16 protein-coding genes and 1 other RNA gene are annotated in these 16,334 nt (G+C 70.8%); 11 read left to right on the top strand and 6 right to left on the bottom strand.

Annotation, left to right across the window (positions count from 1 at the left end; genetic code table 11):
- Window positions 1-110 precede the first annotated feature (110 nt).
- Window positions 111-2,219 (bottom strand): glycogen-debranching protein, encoded by a 2,109-nt coding sequence (locus DEJ27_RS05580; protein WP_110859078.1) that lies wholly within the window; start codon window positions 2,217-2,219, stop codon window positions 111-113.
- A 59-nt stretch (window positions 2,220-2,278) separates the two neighbouring features.
- Between DEJ27_RS05580 and DEJ27_RS05575 the strand changes: the two genes are divergently transcribed.
- The 4 genes from DEJ27_RS05575 to DEJ27_RS05560 all read left to right on the top strand — a co-directional run bounded on the left by DEJ27_RS05575 (window position 2,279) and on the right by DEJ27_RS05560 (window position 4,541).
- A complete protein-coding gene (locus tag DEJ27_RS05575; RefSeq protein ID WP_111090469.1) occupies window positions 2,279-3,460 on the top strand; it encodes a cysteine desulfurase family protein in 1,182 nt (393 codons plus the stop codon).
- A 15-nt stretch (window positions 3,461-3,475) separates the two neighbouring features.
- Window positions 3,476-3,658 (top strand): hypothetical protein, encoded by a 183-nt coding sequence (locus DEJ27_RS05570; protein WP_110859076.1) that lies wholly within the window; start codon window positions 3,476-3,478, stop codon window positions 3,656-3,658.
- 197 nt (window positions 3,659-3,855) lie between these two features.
- Window positions 3,856-4,053 carry a hypothetical protein gene (locus tag DEJ27_RS05565; protein ID WP_111090468.1) on the top strand — a complete coding sequence of 66 codons (198 nt, stop codon included), beginning with the start codon at window positions 3,856-3,858 and terminating at the stop codon, window positions 4,051-4,053.
- Between the two features lie 2 nt (window positions 4,054-4,055).
- Window positions 4,056-4,541, top strand: a complete 486-nt coding sequence (locus DEJ27_RS05560; RefSeq protein ID WP_110859075.1) for a hypothetical protein — start codon at window positions 4,056-4,058, stop codon at window positions 4,539-4,541.
- On the opposite strand, the gene DEJ27_RS05555 is transcribed toward DEJ27_RS05560, so the two are convergent.
- Window positions 4,534-5,169, bottom strand: coding sequence for a hypothetical protein (locus DEJ27_RS05555; protein WP_110859074.1), 636 nt, complete (start codon window positions 5,167-5,169; stop codon window positions 4,534-4,536). The two genes, DEJ27_RS05560 and DEJ27_RS05555, sit on opposite strands and share 8 nt — an antisense overlap.
- 58 nt (window positions 5,170-5,227) lie before the next feature.
- On the opposite strand from DEJ27_RS05555, the gene DEJ27_RS05550 reads away from it, so the two are divergent.
- From DEJ27_RS05550 to DEJ27_RS05520, 7 genes are all read left to right on the top strand, one after another.
- Window positions 5,228-5,722: a GNAT family N-acetyltransferase gene (locus tag DEJ27_RS05550; protein WP_220032925.1), complete on the top strand. Its 495-nt coding sequence runs from the start codon at window positions 5,228-5,230 to the stop codon at window positions 5,720-5,722.
- 138 nt (window positions 5,723-5,860) lie between these two features.
- Complete coding sequence (prfB, locus tag DEJ27_RS05545; RefSeq protein ID WP_071244840.1) at window positions 5,861-6,970, top strand: peptide chain release factor 2; 1,110 nt, start codon at window positions 5,861-5,863, stop codon at window positions 6,968-6,970.
- Window positions 6,971-7,031: 61 nt separating this feature from the next.
- Window positions 7,032-7,787, top strand: coding sequence for a cell division ATP-binding protein FtsE (gene ftsE, locus DEJ27_RS05540; protein WP_017888215.1), 756 nt, complete (start codon window positions 7,032-7,034; stop codon window positions 7,785-7,787).
- Window positions 7,784-8,698: a permease-like cell division protein FtsX gene (gene ftsX, locus DEJ27_RS05535; RefSeq protein WP_027465852.1), complete on the top strand. Its 915-nt coding sequence runs from the start codon at window positions 7,784-7,786 to the stop codon at window positions 8,696-8,698. Before ftsE ends, ftsX begins: the two co-directional genes overlap by 4 nt.
- Window positions 8,699-8,829: 131 nt before the next feature.
- Window positions 8,830-9,306, top strand: coding sequence for an SsrA-binding protein SmpB (gene smpB / locus DEJ27_RS05530; RefSeq protein ID WP_027465851.1), 477 nt, complete (start codon window positions 8,830-8,832; stop codon window positions 9,304-9,306).
- 95 nt (window positions 9,307-9,401) lie between these two features.
- Window positions 9,402-9,778: a transfer-messenger RNA gene (ssrA, locus tag DEJ27_RS05525) on the top strand.
- 161 nt (window positions 9,779-9,939) lie between these two features.
- On the top strand, window positions 9,940-10,824 hold the full coding sequence (locus DEJ27_RS05520; RefSeq protein WP_111090467.1) for a hypothetical protein: 885 nt from the start codon (window positions 9,940-9,942) through the stop codon (window positions 10,822-10,824).
- Window positions 10,825-10,840: 16 nt separating this feature from the next.
- Here the strand turns inward: DEJ27_RS05520 and DEJ27_RS05515 are convergent, their stop codons facing one another.
- The 4 genes from DEJ27_RS05515 to glmS all read right to left on the bottom strand — a co-directional run bounded on the left by DEJ27_RS05515 (window position 10,841) and on the right by glmS (window position 16,329).
- Complete coding sequence (locus tag DEJ27_RS05515; protein WP_110859071.1) at window positions 10,841-12,163, bottom strand: LLM class flavin-dependent oxidoreductase; 1,323 nt, start codon at window positions 12,161-12,163, stop codon at window positions 10,841-10,843.
- Window positions 12,164-13,549: an O-acetylhomoserine aminocarboxypropyltransferase/cysteine synthase family protein gene (locus tag DEJ27_RS05510; RefSeq protein WP_110859070.1), complete on the bottom strand. Its 1,386-nt coding sequence runs from the start codon at window positions 13,547-13,549 to the stop codon at window positions 12,164-12,166.
- Window positions 13,550-13,637: 88 nt separating this feature from the next.
- Window positions 13,638-14,351 (bottom strand): M50 family metallopeptidase, encoded by a 714-nt coding sequence (locus DEJ27_RS05505; RefSeq protein WP_181419986.1) that lies wholly within the window; start codon window positions 14,349-14,351, stop codon window positions 13,638-13,640.
- Between the two features lie 163 nt (window positions 14,352-14,514).
- Window positions 14,515-16,329 (bottom strand): glutamine--fructose-6-phosphate transaminase (isomerizing), encoded by a 1,815-nt coding sequence (gene glmS, locus DEJ27_RS05500; RefSeq protein ID WP_111090466.1) that lies wholly within the window; start codon window positions 16,327-16,329, stop codon window positions 14,515-14,517.
- Window positions 16,330-16,334: the final 5 nt, after the last annotated feature.

Here is a 16,334-nt window from a genome sequence, read left to right as displayed (position 1 = left end):
GCGCGCCGTGGAGCCTGTGGAGGACCGGACGCCAGGCCCGTGGCGGAGCCGCCACGGGCCTCCCGTCCGTCGGCCGGTCGCGGCGCCGGGCCGCACCCGACTGCTCGGCGCTACGCCACCTCGAACAGGTGGATGCCGGGGCCGTAGGCGGTGAAGACCTGCCCGGCAGGTCGGAGGCGCTCGTGGTCGCGGTGCTTCTCGCTCGACCAGGCCAGCCGGTACCCGAGGACGTCCTCGCGCACCGGCAGGGTCAGGTCGCGGGTGCGGCCGCTGCCGTGCACCACCACCAGGACGCGGTCGAAGGGCTCGTGTTCGGGCGTCGACTCGACGAAGTACTGCAGGGCGCGGTGCACCGGCTGGTCCCAGCCCTCGATCGTCATCGGGTGCCCGTCGGGTCCGTACCAGGACATCCGCGAGGCCCCCGGGGTCTCCTGCCCCTCGACGCCGAAGCGGGTGGGTCGGAGCGACGGGTGCGCCTGCCGGAACCGGGCCAGCGCGGCGACGGCCTCGGTCATCGCCTCGGCGTCCTCGTCGTCGGACCAGTCCACCGGGGTCAGGTCGTCGGACACCACGTAGGCGTTGTTGTTGCCGTGCTGCGTGCGGCTCCGCTCGTCACCGGCGGTGAGCATCGGCACCCCGGCGGACAGCATCAGGGTCGCCAGCAGGTTGCGCATCGACCGACCACGCGCGGCGCGGACCCCGCGGTCGGCGGTGTCACCCTCGATGCCGTGGTTGAACGAGCGGTTGTCGTTCGAGCCGTCACGGTTGTCCTCGCCGTTGGCCTCGTTGTGCTTGCCGTCGTACGACACCAGGTCGAGCAGGGTGAAGCCGTCGTGCGCGGTGACGAAGTTGACGCTCGCCAGCGGGCCGCGGTCGGCGCCGAAGACGTGACGCGAGCCGGTCAGGGCTCCGGCGAGCGCGCCGATCCCGGTCTGCGGCAGGCCGGTGCGGCGCTCCTCGGCGATGTCGGTGAGCCAGAACTGGCGGACCGTGTTGCGGAACCCGTCGTTCCACTCGCTCGTGCGCTGGCCGGCCGCGCCGAACGCCCCGGTCTTCCAGCCGTCCGGGCCGACGTCCCACGGCTCGGCGATCATCAGGGTGTCCTGCAGGTCGGGGTGGTTCCGGATGCGCTCGAGCAGTGGGTGCGACGGGTCGAACCGGTGCTCGCCGTCGCGGGCGAGGGCGGCCATCAGGTCGAAGCGGAACCCGTCGACCTGCACCTCGCGCGCCCAGTACACCAGGCTGTCGACGACGAGGTCCGCCGTCGCCTCGACCGAGGTGTCGAGCGTGTTCCCGCACCCGGTGGTGTCGTAGTACGTGTCCCGGCGGGGCGGGTCGGTCTGCGCCCAGCGGTAGCGGTTCGCACCGTCGATGCCACGCAGGCTCGTCGTCGGACCACCCAGGCCCTCTTCCGCGGTGTGGTTGTAGACGACGTCCAGGACGACCTGGATGCCGGCCTCGTGCAGCAGCCGGACCATGCCCTTGAACTCGCGCAGGACGGCGTCGGCGCCCTCCTGCTGCGCAGGCGCCGAGGCGTGCGCGGCGTGCGGGGCGAAGAAACCGAGCGTGTTGTAGCCCCAGGCGTTCTGACGACCGGCGTCGCGGAGCCACCGCTCGGTGTCGAACGCCTGCACGGGCAGCAGCTCGAGCGTGGTGACGCCGATGCGGTGCAGGTGCGCGATCGTGGTCTCGTGGGCGACCCCGGCGTACGTGCCGCGCAGGTGCTGCGGCAGGTGCGGGTTCGCTGCCGTCAGGGTGCGGACGTTCGCCTCGTACACGACAGCGCGGTCGAGCGGGACCTGCGGCTTCACGACGCCGCCCCAGTCGAAGGCGTCGTCGACGACCACGCTGGTCCAGCGGGGACCGGCCGCTTCTTCGTCGCCGGTCGGCAGGATGCCCCGCGCGTACGGGTCGAGCAGCGGACGCGTCGGGTCGAACTCGTGTCGCGGCCCGACCGGCCCGTCGACGAGCAGGTGGTAGCGGTCGCCGGGCATGATCCCGGGGACCTCGCCGGTCCACACGTCCGTGTCCGGCACCCGCTCGAGCGGGTGCCGGGTCGGCCCGCCGTCGGTGCGGTCGGCACCGTCCGCGCCGTCGGCGCTTCCCGCGCTCGCCACGACCAGGACGACGCCCGTCGCCGTCGCGGACCGCAGGGTGAACCGGGGGACGGTCCCGCCCAGGGAGAACCCCGGTGTGAGGTCGATCGCTGTCTCGTGCACGCGACAAGGGTACGAGGACCGGCGCGTATCCTGGACACTGCTCGATCCAGGGGGTGCATTTGTCGGTCTACCTCGACCACGCCGCGACGACGCCGATCCTGCCGGAGGCGCTCGCCGCCTTCACCGATGCCCTGGGCACCGTCGGCAACCCGTCGTCCATCCACAGCGCCGGTCAGCGCGCCAAGATGCTGCTCGAGGACGGCCGCGCCGCCGTCGCCCGCTCGCTCGACGCCGACCCGGTGGAGGTCGTGTTCACCTCCGGCGGCACCGAGAGCATCAACCTCGCCGTGAAGGGCCTGTTCTGGGCTCGCCAGCGCGACCGCCGGCGGCCCCGCATCGTCGTCCCGGGTGGCGAGCACCACGCCACCGTCGACACCTTGACCTGGCTGGAGACGCACGAGGGCGCCGTCATCGACGTGGTCCCGTTGGACGCGCAGGGTCGCGTCGACCTCGCCGGACTGGAGGCGCGGCTCGCCGACGCCTCGGACGTCGCCCTGGTCACGTTCCTGTGGGCGAACAACGAGGTGGGCACCATCCAGCCCGTGTCACGGATCGTCGAGCTCGCGCACGCCTCCGGCGTGCCCGTGCACAGCGACACGGTCGCCGCCTATGGGCAGGTGCCGGTGTCGTTCGCCGGGTCCGGCCTCGACGCGCTCAGCGTCTCCGCGCACAAGGTCGGTGGGCCCGTCGGGATCGGTGCGCTCGTGCTCGGACGGAAGGCCACCGTCGAGCCCCTCATCCACGGTGGTGGGCAGCAGCGGCAGGTGCGGAGCGGCACGCAGGACGCCCCGGCGGCTGCGGCCTTCGGCGTGGCGGCCAGCGCGGTCGTCGCCGAGCCGATGCCGCACCCGTCGCTCGTCGCCCTGCGGGACCGGCTGATCGCCGGGGTCCGTGCAGCCGTGCCGTCAGCGGTGCTGATGGGGGACCCCGTCGACCGGCTGCCGGGCAACGCGCACTTCACGTTCCCCGGGTGCGAGGGCGACTCGCTCCTGTTCCTGCTCGACGCCGCCGGGGTCGCGGTCTCGACCGGATCGGCGTGCCAGGCCGGTGTGCCCGAGGCGTCGCACGTGCTGCTCGCGATGGGGCTGTCGGAGCAGGACGCCCGTGGTGCGCTCCGGATCACGCTCGGCCACACGACCACCGATGCCGACGTCGACGCGTTCCTGGCGGCGCTGCCGGATGCCGTCGCACGGGCCGGTGCCGCGGGGATGGCGTCGAGGGAGCCGCTGCTCGGGCGGTAGTGGTTGACTCCGGGCATGCTTCGCTCGTCCGCCGTGTGGGTCGTCTTCGCCCTGCTCGGCATCGTGTTCTTCGGGGTCTCGGTCGCGCTGTTCGCCCAGGCGGGATCCCGGCCCTTCGGGTTCGTCACCCTCGTCTGCGCGGTCGTCGTCCTGGTCAGTGCCTGGGTGGGACACCGGCGATCTCGGCTGCGACGCTGACGCCGGTCCCCTTCCAGGGCATACTGCTGCTCGTGGTGCTGGGGCAGGACGACGTACACGACGCAGGGGACGTCCGCCGTCCAGCGCGCGTCAGACCGCCGCGGGACGACAACTGGTACCGCTCGACCGAGTGGAACGACGAGATCGCTGCGGCGTTCGAAGCGAAGCTCGCACGTGCGCGCCAGTAGCTTGATCTCGTGACCACTCCGAGACCAGAGGGCAGCGCCGACCTGGTGGGCCTGCTCGTCGGTGATCCGCTCGCTCTCATCGGGATCGTCCTGCTCGTGGCCGCAGGAAGGACACCGACTGCCGTCCTCGGGGCCGCGATGCTCCTCTCCGGCACGATGCTGGTGTGCACCGCTCTGCTCATCCGAGGGCTGCGCCGGGAGCGCTGACCATGGCCACCAACAGCGGTGAGCGCCACCCTCGGAACGGCACCCGGCCGGACAGCCGCTGGGCCGTCCCGATCCGTCGGGTCTTCCCCTGGTGGTACCTCAGCGGCGCGGTGGCGACGATGGCGATCCTGATCCTGGTCGATCCCGACGGCAGCCAGGCGACGGTGGCGTTCTGGGGACCGACGATCGGGATCGCGATCCAGGACCGCGAGAAAGCTGCGCGCGCTCGACTGGACCGCGGCCTGCCGGTCGACCGACGGTCGCTCCTGTCGCCTCCGTGGCTCGAACCGACCTGCGCGGGCTTGCTCACGGCTGTGGCAGTGGGGCTCGGCATGCTCATCAACGCGCTCTTCGGGCACGGCACGTTCGTCACGACGTGGATCGGAGCGGGGGTCTTCCTCGGGGGAGCCGCGTCGTTGGTCATTCTCCTGCTGGCCCTGAGGCGCCGACGCCGCCGACGGCCGAGTGTTGCGGACGGCGTCAGCTGAGCGGCCGCTCCGAGAGAAAGCGCCCGGCACGCCGGTACTGGAAGGCGAGTTGCACGAGCCCGACCACGAACGCGAGCGACGCGACGAGCTCGAGCAGCTTGATGGCCACGCTGTCCGTGCTCACCGCTGTCGACGCGGCGAACAGCATCAGGGCGCCGAAGATCGGCAGGATGCCGAGCGTGGCTCGACGGTTCTGCACGGCGACCGCGGTGACGATGTCCGCGTGCTCGTCGTCGACCGGCTCCTTGCCGGCGATCTGACGCCGCACCGACCGCTGCTCAGCGCGCGAGAGCGGGCTGCTCACCGATCGCCAGCGAGTGACGTAGTGACCGGAGCGGTACGCCCACACGAAACCGACGATGCCGACGACCAGCCCGAGCAGCAACAGCAGGAGCTGGAGGAGCAGCTGCACGCCACCGCCGCCACTCGCGTGGTTGCTCCCGGTGGCCGGCACCAGCACCAGCGCCAGGACCACCCCGACCGCCCACGAGACCAGGACGAGTGCCCCCACCCACACGAACACGCGCGTCCGGCGACGGTGGAACCCGTCGTCGCTCTGGCCGTCGGCGAGCCGGGCGGCGGCTGCCCATCGATCGGCTCCGGCTGGGTCGGTTGCGGGGCTGGTCATGGTTCTGGTCCTGACGTACCGACCCGCTTCGTTGTGATACTTGGACATGCTCGAGTTGGTGAGACCGCAGACGGCGTTGTACGAGGCGTGGGCCGAAGCGCATGCCGAGTGGGGGCCGGGCGTGCACGAGGACGGTTTCGGGATCACCGCCCACGACGACGTCGGCGACGAGGACGGGTTCCGCACCTGGGTCGGACGACTGCACGCCAGACCCGGAGCGCTCTGGTGGATCGTCGAGGACGGCCGCGTCCTGGGCGGGATCGCACTCCGGGCTCCGGGAGACGCGGACGGCGTGCAGCGGTTCGGCCACGTCGGGTACGGGATCCGCCCGTCGGCGAGGGGCCGAGGCGTGGCGACGTGGGCGCTGGGCCAGGTGCTCGCGCACGCATCGCGCGTCGGGATCGACCCGGTGATCGCCGTCTGCCGCGATGACAACGACGGCTCCATCGGGGTGTTGGAGCACTACGACGCCGTCCTGCTGTCGACCGAGCGCCGCGGAGGCGTGCGGCTGCGACGGTACGCCATCGCCAGGTCGCACCGGAGGCCCGGATGACGAAGCGCCGGTCATCCGGTGCTGCGGGGACGGAGCGGGGGTGCAGGGCGCGTGGGGGAAGACCGCGACCAGCGGGACGGACCGACACCGGGCCTCCCGGTCGGCCGAGTCGGACTCGCGCCGGTAGGATCGATGACCATGGTCGAACTGGACTTCACCGAGCAGCTCTCCGCCCTTCGCGAGACCTTCGGCAACATCCGCTCGGTGGTCGACGTCGACCGCCTGCAGCGTGAGATCGCCGACCTCAGCGAGCAGGCCGGGGCCCAGGACCTCTGGGACGACGTCGACCACGCGCAGCAGGTGACGAGCGCGCTCTCGCACCGCCAGTCGGAGCTGAAGAAGATCACCGACACCGAGCAGCGCATCGACGACCTCGAGGTGCTGGTCGAGATGGCGAACGAGGGTGACGACCAGGAGTCCGCCGACGAAGCCCTCGCCGAGCTCAAGGCGATCCAGAAGATGATCGGCGACTTCGAGGTGCAGACGCTCCTGGACGGCGAGTACGACGACCGTCCCGCGGTCATCACGATCCGTGCCGGCGCGGGCGGTGTCGACGCGGCGGACTTCGCCGAGATGCTCCTCCGCATGTACCTGCGGTACGCCGAGCAGCACAACTTCAAGACCACCGTGATGGACACCTCGTACGCCGAAGAAGCGGGCATCAAGTCCGCGACGTTCGAGATCGACGCCCCGCACGCGTTCGGCACGCTGTCGGTCGAGGCCGGCACCCACCGCCTGGTGCGGATGTCGCCGTTCGGTGCCGCAGGCAAGCGCCAGACGTCCTTCGCCGCGGTCGAGGTCATCCCGCTCATGCCGGAGACCGCCGTCATCGACATCCCCGAGAACGACATCCGCGTCGACGTGTTCCGCTCGTCGGGCCCCGGCGGGCAGTCCGTCAACACGACTGACTCCGCGGTGCGCCTGACGCACATCCCGACCGGCACCGTCGTCTCGATGCAGAACGAGAAGTCGCAGATCCAGAACCGTGCTGCCGCCATGCGCGTGCTGCAGTCGCGCCTGCTCCTCCTGAAGAAGGAAGAGGAGAACGCGAAGAAGAAGGAACTCGCCGGCAACATCACGGCGAGCTGGGGCGACCAGATCCGCTCCTACGTGCTGGCGCCGTACCAGATGGTCAAGGACCTCCGGACGGAGCACGAGGTGAACAACCCCTCAGCCGTGTTCGACGGTGATCTGGACGGCTTCATCAACGCGGGCATCCGCTGGCGCAAGCAATCCGCCGCCGAGTAGGGGTTCGTGAGCCGCGCGCCTCGCTTGCTTTCCAAGCGGGGCGACCTACCCTGATCCGGTCATGATCAAATTCGACCAGGTCACCAAGGTCTACTCGGGCAACCCGAGTCCGGCGCTCGACAACCTCACCCTCGAGATCCTCAAGGGCGAGTTCGTGTTCCTCGTGGGCGCGTCCGGTTCCGGCAAGTCCAGCTTCCTGCGCCTCGTGCTCAAGGAGGAGAAGCCCACCAGTGGGCAGATCCACGTGCTCGGGCAGCGCCTCGGGTCCCTGGCATCGCGGAAGGTCCCGTACTTCCGCCGCAACCTCGGTGTGGTCTTCCAGGACTTCCGTCTGCTGCCGAACAAGAACGTGTTCGACAACGTGGCGTTCTCGCTGCAGGTCATCGGCAAGAGCAAGGGCTTCATCAGCGAGGCCGTGACCGACGTGCTGAAGCTCGTCGGGCTCGCCGGCAAGGCCACCCGCATGCCGCACGAACTCTCCGGTGGTGAGCAGCAGCGTGTGGCCATCGCCCGCGCCGTCGTGAACAAGCCGGCGATCCTGTTGGCCGACGAGCCCACCGGAAACCTGGACCCCACCACCTCCGCCGGCATCATGGCGCTCCTCGAACGCATCAACCAGGGAGGCACCACCGTGCTGATGGCGACGCACGACGCCAGCATCGTGAACCAGATGCAGCGTCGGGTCATCGAGCTCTCGAACGGCACCGTCCTGCGCGACGAGCAGTCCGGCGGCTACCAGACCCAGGCCGTCCCGATCCAGCGAGGCACCGTGTCCAACACCACCGGCATCCAGACGATCCCGGGGCTCATCCGATGAGGCTCGGGCTCGTCATGTCCGAGGTCGGCTCGGGCCTGCGGCGCAATGCGTCGATGGTCGTCTCCGTCGTCCTCGTGACCTTCATCTCCCTGACCTTCGTCGGCACGGCGATCCTGCTCCAGATGCAGATCAACCAGATGAAGGGGTACTGGTACGACCGGGCGCAGGTCGCCGTCTACCTGTGCACCGACACCGACACCACGGGCAACTGCACCGGCGCGAAGGCCACCGCGGACCAGCGCGAGCAGGTCCAGGCGCAGCTCGACTCGTCGACGCTCAAGCCGTACATCGAGAAGACCTACTACGAGAACCAGGACCAGGCCTTCACCCGGTTCAAGGAGCAGTTCAAGGACTCGGCCGCGACGGAGTTCGTCAAGCCGGAGTACCTGAACGAGACCTTCTGGGTGAACTTGAAGAACCCCTCGCAGGCCGACGTCCTGGTCGAGAGCCTGTCGAAGGTCGCCGGCGTGCAGAGCGTCGTCGACCAACGCGGGTACCTGCAGCCGATCTTCAACCTGCTCAACGCCTCGTCGTACACGGCGATCGGCATCGCGGCCCTCATGCTCGTGGCGGCGGTGCTGCTCATCGCGACGACGATCCGTCTGTCGGCGTTCAGTCGACGGCGAGAGCTCGGCATCATGCGGCTCGTCGGTGCGTCGAACCGGTTCATCCAGACACCGTTCGTGCTCGAGGGGGTGATCGCCGCCGCCATCGGAGCCGTCCTGGCCGGTGGCGCGATCACCGCCGTGGTCTGGTTCTTCGTCCGGAACTTCCTGGCGGAGCGCTTCACCGGCACGGCGTTCATCGGCATGGGGGACGCGGCCATCGTGGTCCCGGCGGTGATCGTGATCGGCGTGCTCCTCGCCGCGGCGTCGGCGTCGATCGCCATCCGCCGGTACCTGAAGGTCTGACCCAGCACAGCATCCGCGAACGGGCGGCGCGCCGGGAAGGTGCGCCGCCCGCTTCGTGTTGAGTAGTCTGTAGGGCTGCGCGGGAAGACCCACGCAGCACACTGCACCGGTCACCATCGAGAGGAGTCGTCATGGCGAAGGAACGCGGGGAGAAGATCGTCGCGACGAACCGTCGCGCCCGGCACGACTACCTCATCGAGGACACGTACGAAGCGGGCATGGTCCTGTCCGGCACCGAGGTGAAGTCCCTGCGGATGGGGCGGGCGTCCCTGGTGGACGGGTACGCCTACATCGACGGTGGCGAAGCGTGGATCGACGCCGTGCACATCCCGGAGTACACCGAGGGCACGTGGAACAACCACTCGCCCCGACGGAAGCGCAAGCTGCTCCTGCACAAGCAGCAGATCGTGAAGATCTCGCACAAGACGGCCCAGGGCGGGTACACGCTCGTGCCGCTGCAGATCTACTTCCACGACGGTCGGGCCAAGATCGAGATCGCTGTCGCGAAGGGCAAGCGCGAGTTCGACAAGCGCCAGGCGCTGCGCGAGAAGACCGACAAGCGTGAGGCCGAGCGGGCCATGCGCACCCGGAACCGCGTCGGCGAGTAGCGCCGACGTATCTCCTCGGCTAGACTGAGGGACTGCTCCGACAGGGGCATTGGCAACTCAACAGCGTGACAGCGGCTCGCACGTCCGGCCCGCATGGGGATGATCGGTTTCGACATTGCCTGTGTGCCGACGGGAAGCGGGCCGAGGACCCACGGTTATCTCGTTAACGATCCGTGGAAAACAACAAGTGCCAATTCCAAGCGCACTGACTTCGCTCTCGCTGCGTAAGCAGCCCAGCACATGAAGTCCGTCGGCCAGGTGATCGTCTTCTAACCTGATACCGGCGTCATCCAGAGGACTTGCTGCACGGTTGCGCCTCAGGGCCGTGCGGGACTTGCACTGAGACTGGGCCCGTCGTCCTAGAAGCCGGTAGCAAAGGACGGGGCCGAGCAGAACGAACTATCCGGATACGCCCGTAGAAGACGTCGAATTGCAGCGATGGACGGGGGTTCGATTCCCCCCATCTCCACCATTCGCCGAACGACGAACCGCTGTCACGCTGCGCCACCTGAACGCCCCGGCACCGTCCCTGGACAGTGCCGGGGCGTTCGCTGTTCCGCCACGTCCGAGGACTACGCTCCGGAGCAGGCGCGCAGAACACGCTCGCGTCGAACCCGAACGAGAGGTCAGCACGTGGTGCAGGAGATCGCGATCCGTGTCCGTCTGCGGGAGCAGGAACGAGTGGTGCTCAGCGAGTACGAGCGGATCGTGGGCTCCGTCGCCACGGTCGCGGCCCTCGCGGCCTGGCTGCCGAACCCCGACGCCCGCCTGGTCGTGCGCGGTCGCGGTGCCGAACCGGTGCGGCTCGAGACCGTCACGTACGGCTCGGTGGTCGAGATGCTCGTCGTGCTCGACCAGCGTTCGGCCGGGGTCGAACGTGCCGCGTCCGCCATCGCCGCGCTCGTCGAGTCGGTCCGCCACGAGCACGTCGCCGACGACGTCTCCGGGGTCGCCGGGGAACTCGATCGGCTCGACCGCGCTGCCCCGCGCGGACGCTCCGCCGTGGAACGCGAGCTGCGCACGTTCCTCGAGGGGGCGCGGTCGGACGTCCTCGCGCGCAAGGCGACCACCCGGGTGCGGGCCGCGCAGGCCCTGCTCCGGCTCGCCGAGGCGGACGCGGTGCTGACGGTCGAACGGGTCGCCGACGCCCTGGCGCCGGTGCTCGAGGAGCACGCGGTCGACGTCGAGCTGGACACCGGGTCGGCCGTGGTCGTCGAGCCGATCGACGGGGTGGAGTCGCCCGAGAACGAGCCTGCGTCCGCTGACGCTGACGCTGACGCTGACGCTGACGCTGACGCCGACGCCGCGCAGGCGGAGCCGGAGGCTGTGTCGGCCGTCCTGCCGCTGCCGGCGGGTGCGAGCAAGGCGACGTCGAAGCAGGACGGCGACGGGAAGAAGGAGAAGTCCAAGAAGAAGGACGACGACAAGAAGAAGTCCAAGAAGAAGGACGACGACGGGAAGAAGAAGTCCAAGAAGAAGGACGACGACGGGAAGAAGAAGTCCAAGAAGAAGAAGTAGCTCGCAGCCGCTCCCGCTAGAAGTCGAACAGGTTCCCCCGGATCCCTCCGGCGCCGTACTCCCGTCGCAGCAGCCCGCGGCGCCGCAGCACGGGCACCAGGTCGCCGAACATCCGGTGGATCTGCACCGGGTGCAGGTCGCCCGAGAAGATGATCCCGTCGTTGTCGGCGTCGCTGCCGAGTTCCTCGATGAAGTCCGCGAACTCGTCCGCGGTCCCGACGAACCCGGACCGCGATCCGGACCCCGAGCCCGACGCGATCCGCCCCTGCCGCGCCTTGCGGGTGAGCAGCTCCCGCAGCGGTGCGTCCGGGGTGTCCCCGAGCAGCCCGCGGATCGTGCCGGCCGAGACGTGCTCACCGAAGGTCCCGTCGGGCACCGGGGCGTCCAGGTCGAGCGCGAGCAGGTCGGTCTCGGAGTCGCTCGACCACGCGACCGCCGCCGCACGCAGCGCGTCGTCGGTGGGGTGCTCGGACGCCGCGACGATGCGGTCGGCCTCCTCCGGCGAGGACACGATCACGGGCTTGAGCACGAACAGGATCCGCAGGTCCGCAGTGGACCGCCCTGCGGCCTCGGCTGCCGCGATCACCCGGGCGCGGTAGTCCGTCACCGCGGCGGCGGACAGCGGCGCGAGCGCGAGCTGCACGTCCGAGTGGGTGCCGGCGAACGCGAGCCCCCGGCCCGAGCCACCGGGGGAGACGACCACGGGGTCCGACGCCAACGGCAGGGCGTTGAGCGGACCGTCAGCGGTGAAGTGGGCGCCCTCGTGGTGGAACGCGTCGAGGGCGTCGCCGTCCGCGAAGTGCCAGGAGTCCGGTGCGCCGACGTACGCGTCGCCCCACGAGTGCCAGAGCCGGCGGAGCAGGGTGATCCACTCCTCGGCGCGGTCGTACGCCTGGTCGTGCGGCAGCGGCGGCAGGCCGGCGTGGCGTGCGCTGCCGACGTCGGTGACGACGTTGATGCCCAGCCGGTCCGAGGACAGGTGCGCCAGGGTCGCGAACTGCCGTGCCGCCAGGTACGGCGGGGTGATGCCCGCGTTGACGGTCGGCGCGATGCCGATGTGCGAGGTGGCGGCGAACAGGTACGGGGCGAGCAGGAGGGGGTCGTGCTTCGGGCCGCCGTACGCCTGCCGGATGCGCAGGTCGAGGGTCGCGGGGGAGCCGAGCGAGACGGCGTCCTCGGCGATGACCAGGTCCATGCCGGCCTGCTCGAGCGTCCGGACGGACTGTTGGTACAGGTCCGGCTTCGTCCAGTCGTGGCCCCAGTCCCAGTCGGACCGCCCCCACGCCTGGGGGCCGAAGCCGCGCGAGAAGAAGTACCCGAAGTGCTGCAGCCCGGCCATTCAGCGCTCCTGCCGGTCGAGGGCCGGCCCACCGACCGCTGTGCGTTGCGCGTCCGACGCTCCACGCGCCTCCAGGCCGGCGGCGGCGTCTGAGGACCGCACCGCGGCGAACCCGCGTTCCAGGTCGCGGAGCAGGTCCGCGACGTCCTCGATGCCGACCGACAGGCGGATCAAGCCGTCGCTGATCCCCTGCTCAGCTCGCTCCTCCGGCGTGCGGCCGACGTGCGTGGTGGTGGCCGGGTGCAGGATCAGGGAGCGCACGTCGCCCAGGTGGGTCATCCGGCTGAACAGCTGCACGGCGTCGATGAACGCCCGCGCGGCGGCTTCGCCACCGGCGAGCGTGAAGGCGAAGACGGACCCGGCCCCGCGGGGCAGGTAGCGCTGGGCGAGGTCGTGGAACGGACTGGAGGCCAGGCCCGCGTGGTCGACGCTCGTCACCTCCGGCTGCTGGTCCAGCCAGGACGCCACGGCCAGCGCGTTCGCGCAGTGGCGTTCCACCCGCAGCGACAGCGTCTCGATGCCCTGGCGGAGCAGGAACGCGTTGAACGGGGACGGCGCCGGACCGATGCGTGCGGCGACGACGTCGCGGGCGAACACGGCGAACGCCCGGTTGCCGTACCGCTCGACGTAGCTCTCGCCGCCGAGGGACCGTTCGGGGCTGGTCAGGTGCGTCCAGCGCTCGGGGGCCGCGGTCCAGTCGAACCGGCCGCCGTCGACGACCACGCCGCCGAGTCCGGCACCGTGGCCGGACAGGAACTTCGACGCCGAGTGCACGACGATGTCCGCACCGTGCTCGACCGGGCGCACCAGGTACGGCGTGGCCAGGGTGTTGTCGACGATCAGCGGGACGCCGGCGCGGTGCGCGGTCTCGGCGACGCCGGTGATGTCGAGGACGTCGTTCTTCGGGTTCGGGATCGTCTCGGCGAAGAACGCCTTCGTGTTCGGTCGGACCGCGGCGGCCCAGGCGTCGAGGTCGCGGGCGTCGGCGACGAAGTCGACCTCGATGCCGAGCCGGCCGAGGTTCTGCAGCAGCAGGCCGCGGGTGCCCTCGTAGATGCTCCGGGCGCTGACGACGTGGTCGCCGGCCTGCAGCAGGCCGAGGAACGCCACGGTGGCCGCTGCCTGACCGCTGCCGACCAGGATCGCTGCGACACCGCGTTCGAGCAGCGCCACGCGACGCTCGACGTCGGCGTTCGTGGGGTTGCCGAGGCGCGTGTAGGTGTAGCCGTCGTCGGTGTCGGCGAAGCGGTCGCGGGCCTGGTCGAAGTCGTCGAACAGGAACCCGGAGGACATGTGGATCGCGGGGACCCGGGCGCCGTGCCCGGCGTCGGGCACGAAGCCGCCGTGTACCTGCTCGGTCGCGAAGCCGTGGTCGTCGGTCGCCATGGGACACCTCCGGGGGTCATCTGGCGGTAGCCTCGCAGCCCCTCGGCGCGGACAGGCGATTGCGGCCCCCGGTTACGCGAGCGCAGCCTCAGACGAGCGCGCCGACCCCGGTGACGACGGTGTCCCAGACCTGGAGCAGCGGCTCGCGCGCCAGCCACACCGCGACGGCGTTCACGGCGACGAACAGCACGAACCACAGGGACGCCGGCACCCGCATCTCGGCTGCGGCGATGTGGAAGTCGGTCTGCACCCGGGCGCCGGTGACCAGCCAGCGCCCGACCTGCACCACCGAGCGCAGGCCGTCGACGACGAAGAAGGCCCCGACGGCGGCGACCACCAGGACGGTCGTCTCGGACGGGCGCACGGCCACCCACAGGGCGAGCGCGTCGAAGCCGAGCACGACGAGCAGGCCGAACCAGTTCCGGACGAACGCCAGCGCGACGAGCCCGATGACCGCGAGCACCACCACGGGCAGCCACCGTGCGCCGTGCAGCACCCCCGTCACCAGGAGCACCCCCGCCCACAGGGGTGCGCTGTAGCCGGCGTACAGGTTCAGGATCCGGACGAGCCACCGGACACCGCCGGGCACCCGGCCGAGCTGGACCCAGGCCTCGCCGGACCCGTCCGGGTGCAGCTCGATCCGCTGGATCCGCCCGCCGAACGGCACGACGACGATCGCGTGACCGACCTCGTGCGCGATGGTCGCCGCGATGCGGGCCACCCGGCCGACGAACGGCACGAACGGCAGGACGGCGCCGACGAGGAGCGCGACGAAGACGAGGGGCGGGGCTGCTGTGGTCAAGGGACCAGCATCGCAGCCCCGCCCAGGAAGACCCTGCGGGATCGGCGTCAGGGGAGCACGGGCGTCGTCAGCACCACCGTGACCAGGACCACGGTGCCGGTGATCGCCAGGGCGGTGAGGACGGCGAGGAACACCGTCAGACGGTTCACGCGTCGGCGCCCGGCTATTCGACCGTCACCGACTTCGCGAGGTTCCGGGGTTTGTCGACGTCGCACCCGAGCTGCAGGGCCAGTTCCCGCGCGAGCATCTGCAGCGGCACGACGGCCTCGAGCGGCCCCCAGGGCGCGGTCATCGCGCCCCAGGCCAGGTCGCCGGTGCCACGGCGGCCGAGCGCGGGGATGTCCGCGGTCTCGCCGCCGATCGTGATGACGAAGCCACCGCGGGCCCGGACCTCGGCGATCGCCGACTGGATCTTCGGCTCGCCGTGGTCGATGACGACCACCGGGGTGCCGTCGTCCACCAGCGCGAGCGGCCCGTGCTTGAGTTCGCCGGCGGGGTACGCCTCGGCCCAACGGTAGCTGAGCTCCTTGAGCTTCAGGGCGCCCTCGGCGGCGTACGGCAACCCGGCGCCGCGGCCGAGGAAGAGGAAGCCCGTCGCCTCCTTGACGCTCGACACCAGCAGCGGCATCCGCTCGGCGGACACCCGCGCAGCGTGCTCGATCCGGGCCGGCAGGTCGAGCAGCTCGTCGACGAGCACCTGCGCGCGTGACGGTTCGATGCGGCCGGAGGCCACCATCGCGGAGATCATCGCCGCGACGCCGACGACGACCTGCGCCGTGAACGTCTTCGTGGCGGCGACCCCGATCTCCGGGCCGGCGTGGCAGTCGAGCACGGCGTCGGCCCGTCGGGCGAGCGAGGAGTGCATGTTGTTCGTCAGTGCGAGCACCGGGTGGCGGTCCTCGAACCGGTCCAGGGCGCGGAGCACGTCCGCGGTCTCACCGGACTGGCTGATCGCGACGACCAGGGTGCCCGGACCGAGCACGGCCTGTTCGGCCTCGCTCGCGACGACGATGTCGGTCGGCACCCCGCCGATCCCGCGCAGTGCGGTCGCGATCACCTGACCGGCGTTCAACGACGTGCCGCAGGCGACGATCGCCAGCCGGTGGAAGCCGGCCAGGCCGAGACCCACCCACATGCTGCCGTCGGCGGTGCGCCGGGCCATCCGGTCCAGGATCGTGGCGACGACGTCGGCCTGCTCGTCGATCTCCTTCGCCATGTGGTCGGTGTGGTCGCCGAGGTCGAGCGCGGCGGCGGCGAACGGGGACGGCGTGGGGAACGGCACGGGCACCGTGATGCCGTCGGACGACCACGTCCAGGCCTCACCGAGCTCGACGACGTCGCCGTCGCGCAGCGCCACGAACGTCTCGCACCACTCGGCGATCGCGCCGATGTCGCTCGCCACGAAGTCACCACGGCCGGAGCGGGCGACGACGAGCGGCGAACGGTCCGCCGCCACGACCATGCGGCCGTCCCGGGCGTCCAGGACCACGATCGCCCAGGAGCCCTCGAGCTGCGCCGTCGCGATCTGCACCGCGAGCATCAGGTCCGGGTCGACCGCGAGGGCCCGCTCGACCAGGTGCGCGATGACCTCGGAGTCGACGTCGGACCGGAAGCGGTGGCCCTGCGCCTCGAGCGTCTGCCGCAGCCGGTCCGCGTTCTCGATGATGCCGTTGTGCACGATCGAGATCCGGCCGGTGCAGTCGGCGTGCGGGTGCGCGTTCGCCTCACGCACGGCACCGTGCGTGGCCCAGCGGGTGTGGCCGATGCCGACGCCGGTGAGCGCGTCACCGGAGCGTGCAGCGACGAGGGTGCGCAGGTCGCCGACGCGGGAGACCGAGCGGATCGTCTCGGTGCGGCCGGCGGCCGTCCGGACGGCGATGCCGGCGGAGTCGTACCCGCGGTACTCGAGTCGTTCGAGTCCGTCGAGCAGGTAGGGGGTCGCGTCGTCAGACACGCGGGCCGCGATGATGCCGCACATCGGCT

It is taken from the genome of Curtobacterium sp. MCPF17_018 (genome assembly GCF_003234135.1).
In the GTDB taxonomy this organism is placed as follows: Bacteria; Actinomycetota; Actinomycetes; order Actinomycetales; family Microbacteriaceae; genus Curtobacterium; species Curtobacterium flaccumfaciens.
Note: the sequence above shows the minus strand (reverse complement) of the source record. Positions and strands in the feature narration are given on the sequence as shown.

What these genes read in the sequence shown, in the direction of transcription:
- DEJ27_RS05570 (WP_110859076.1), top strand. Translation starts at nt 3,476, where the DNA reads ATGCTTCGCTCGTCCGCCGTGTGGGTCGTCTTCGCCCTGCTCGGCATC.
- DEJ27_RS05560 (WP_110859075.1), top strand. Translation starts at nt 4,056, where the DNA reads ATGGCCACCAACAGCGGTGAGCGCCACCCTCGGAACGGCACCCGGCCG.
- DEJ27_RS05555 (WP_110859074.1), bottom strand. Translation starts at nt 5,169, where the DNA reads ATGACCAGCCCCGCAACCGACCCAGCCGGAGCCGATCGATGGGCAGCC.
- prfB (WP_071244840.1), top strand. Translation starts at nt 5,861, where the DNA reads ATGGTCGAACTGGACTTCACCGAGCAGCTCTCCGCCCTTCGCGAGACC.
- ftsE (WP_017888215.1), top strand. Translation starts at nt 7,032, where the DNA reads ATGATCAAATTCGACCAGGTCACCAAGGTCTACTCGGGCAACCCGAGT.
- ftsX (WP_027465852.1), top strand. Translation starts at nt 7,784, where the DNA reads ATGAGGCTCGGGCTCGTCATGTCCGAGGTCGGCTCGGGCCTGCGGCGC.
- smpB (WP_027465851.1), top strand. Translation starts at nt 8,830, where the DNA reads ATGGCGAAGGAACGCGGGGAGAAGATCGTCGCGACGAACCGTCGCGCC.
- DEJ27_RS05515 (WP_110859071.1), bottom strand. Translation starts at nt 12,163, where the DNA reads ATGGCCGGGCTGCAGCACTTCGGGTACTTCTTCTCGCGCGGCTTCGGC.
- DEJ27_RS05510 (WP_110859070.1), bottom strand. Translation starts at nt 13,549, where the DNA reads ATGGCGACCGACGACCACGGCTTCGCGACCGAGCAGGTACACGGCGGC.
- glmS (WP_111090466.1), bottom strand. Translation starts at nt 16,329, where the DNA reads ATGTGCGGCATCATCGCGGCCCGCGTGTCTGACGACGCGACCCCCTAC.